The 2,459-nt window shown below is 66.0% G+C and carries 2 protein-coding genes; one reads left to right on the forward strand and one right to left on the reverse strand.

Features of this window, described 5'->3' with window-relative positions:
• The first annotated feature begins 329 nt into the window (after window positions 1-329).
• Window positions 330-461, forward strand: coding sequence for an HNH endonuclease (locus LZ198_RS43810; protein ID WP_407667520.1), 132 nt, complete (start codon window positions 330-332; stop codon window positions 459-461).
• A gap of 91 nt (window positions 462-552) precedes the next feature.
• Here the strand turns inward: LZ198_RS43810 and LZ198_RS42685 are convergent, their stop codons facing one another.
• Window positions 553-2,409 carry a DEAD/DEAH box-containing ATP-dependent helicase gene (locus LZ198_RS42685; protein WP_253977920.1) on the reverse strand — a complete coding sequence of 619 codons (1,857 nt, stop codon included), beginning with the start codon at window positions 2,407-2,409 and terminating at the stop codon, window positions 553-555.
• Window positions 2,410-2,459 lie beyond the last annotated feature (50 nt).

Below are 2,459 nucleotides of genomic sequence, written 5' to 3' on the forward strand. Positions count from 1 at the left end.
GGAGGAGGGAGCAAGGGAGCCACGCGCTGCCAGAAGGCGTCGGGGACGAGTTCGCGATCCATGCCCCTCAACCTGGGGCTCGTCCCCACCTGCGACCAGTCCATTCCTGACTTTCGTTAGGGGCTGTTAAGGCCGTGTTCGTGACTATTGAGCAGGGAGTCGTTGGGGCGCGCGCCATTGTCGAAAAGGTGCGAACGTCAGACGCTCGGTTTTCCTTCTTGGAGATTGAAGAGGGTAGCGACGAGGAAGGCGGCAGTCCGAATTTCTCGAACGCATCGAAGTCGGCAGTCTTTTTGCGTCAAGCACTCAATGCTTCAATTTATTGCGGCGTGTGCAAGGGGCATGTAATGGGGCCGACTGCTGCGATTGATCACATTCAGAGAAAGGAGGATGGAGGGATGGGGCTCCCTAATAATGGGCAGCTGACTCATCCGTATTGTAACTCGGTGATAAAGCAGTAGGGGTGCTTGTGTCCGGAATGTTGTTGCTCTGTGGCGCAAGTGTGCTTGGTGATGGCTGTACCTGAATTGGACAGTGATACTGGTGCTTCCCTCATCCACACTCTAGGGCACGTAGTTTTTGCGGCGTGCCCTCCGTCTCTTCGATGAACCGGGCAAAGTCGCGGGCCTTCTGGAAGGCCCCGACTAGCTCGTTGGTGTGCTGGTACAGCTCCACCTCCACTTCGTCGGCGAGCTGCCCCTGTCGGTGGCATCGGCCGATGGCCTGTTCCCACGCGGCTCCGTCCGCTGGCGGGTTCACGAACAGCATCCGCGAGAACATCGTCAGGTTCTTCCCCGTCCCGTGGGCACGGAGTGAAGCGACGATGGACCGCTTCCCGCTCTCCCGGAGGATGGTCGCCGACGCTTCCGGGCCGTCGCCGTAGAACGGCACTCCCGCCGCCTTTGCGATGCGCTCGCCCAGTTCCGGGAACTCCACCCAGACGATTCCCGGCTGCCCCTTGCGAGTCGCCCACTTCGCCGCGTCCTTCACGATGAATTCGGACAGCCACACGGCCTCCGTGACGTGGACGACGCGCTTGTGAATCTCGCCCCACGCGGGCCAGGACGCCGCGCGCCACGTGGGCAGGTCCCCTTCGTAGGGCGGGGACTGGTGGGCGCGAATCGCAGCGCGCACGAGGAGCCCGGGGGAGTCCAGGTGCTCGGCCGGGCGCTTGAGGCGCTCGCGCAGCTCTCGGTTGAACTCCTGCCGGCGAGAGAACCAGCGAAGAATCAGCTCGGGGTCCTGCGGCACTCCCTGAATAGCCGGGTATCGCCAGCGGTGGAAGAAGCCGCTCGCGAGCTGACGCGCGCAGACGACGCGTTGCAGCTCGTCCACGAACTCTTCGCCGTCGGGGCGTTGCCCGCCGAGCGCCGTTTGAATGTGGGCGAGCAGCTCGTCGGGGACCTTGCCCGGGTCGCGCGTGCGGATGACCAGCGGCATGCCGACGGCGCTCTCGTCCGTGGCCACGACGCCCGGGGTTGCGTTGCGCCACCGTCGATAGGCGTCACGCACCCGCCGCCGCTCGCGCTCGGCTTCGTTCTCGCCTTCGAGCGGGGCCAGGGGCGCGGCTGGGTCGACGAGCTTGAGCAGCTCCCCAGGGGGCGCCACGGTATGGCCGGGGTCCAAGGCCGCGGCCCACTCCTCGACGACGTGGTGCTTGAGCGGGAGCGGACTGCCGTCGCGTAGCGCGTACTCCGCGAGGTGGGCGTAGTCCTTGACCGTTCTCGTCGCCAGCGTGCCCGACTGGGCCACGAGGCGCGTCTCGGGGTGCTGTTCCAGGTAGCGGAGGAACCGTCCCGTGCGCGCGCTCTTAGGGTCCTTCAATCGGTGCGCTTCGTCGCAGACGATGAGGTCCGGCCGGATGCGCGTCAGGAGGTCTGTTCCTTCGCCGGTGGAGAACTTCTCGTAGGTGATGACGTGGAGGACCGGCAGGCCAGGTCGGAACCACCGGCCACCCGCGAGGTTGGGCAGGCGCCAATGACCGCCGTAGAAGTGCCAGTCGACGTCGACGAGCTGCGCGCGCAGGTTGGAGGGCAAGAGCAGCACGGCGACCTTGCACCCGGGAATGACCAGGGGAAGCAGGAGGTCGACCAGCGTCTTCCCGTGGCCCACTCCGATGGGAAAGAGCCCGCCACCCGTCCGCGCGGCTTCCAGGAGGGCAAGGCGCTGGATGGGGAGCAACGAGGACGGGCACCGCTTCCCGAGAGCCCGGCAGGTGCAACGAACCTCGGGAGGGGCCCGCAGCGAGGCTTCCAGGGTGGCGAAGTCTCCGTCCCCGTAGATGCGCGCGAGGTCCCGGCGAGGGAGGCCGAGAACCCGGGCGAGGTCAGGGGTGGAGACGACCTTCAAGAAGCGCGGGTCTTCGATCCAACCGAGCGCGGAGAAGCGCGGGATTGGAGGGCCGCGCATCGACGCTCGAGGTGTCGAAAACTGGCGGCAGGGAAGCATTGGGTCACGCT

Origin of the sequence: Myxococcus dinghuensis (assembly GCF_024198235.1) — a bacterium.
In the GTDB taxonomy this organism is placed as follows: Bacteria; Myxococcota; Myxococcia; order Myxococcales; family Myxococcaceae; genus Myxococcus; species Myxococcus dinghuensis.

Coding starts and splice junctions, on each gene's coding strand:
- LZ198_RS42685 (WP_253977920.1), bottom strand. CDS start 2,409: ATGCGCGGCCCTCCAATCCCGCGCTTCTCCGCGCTCGGTTGGATCGAA.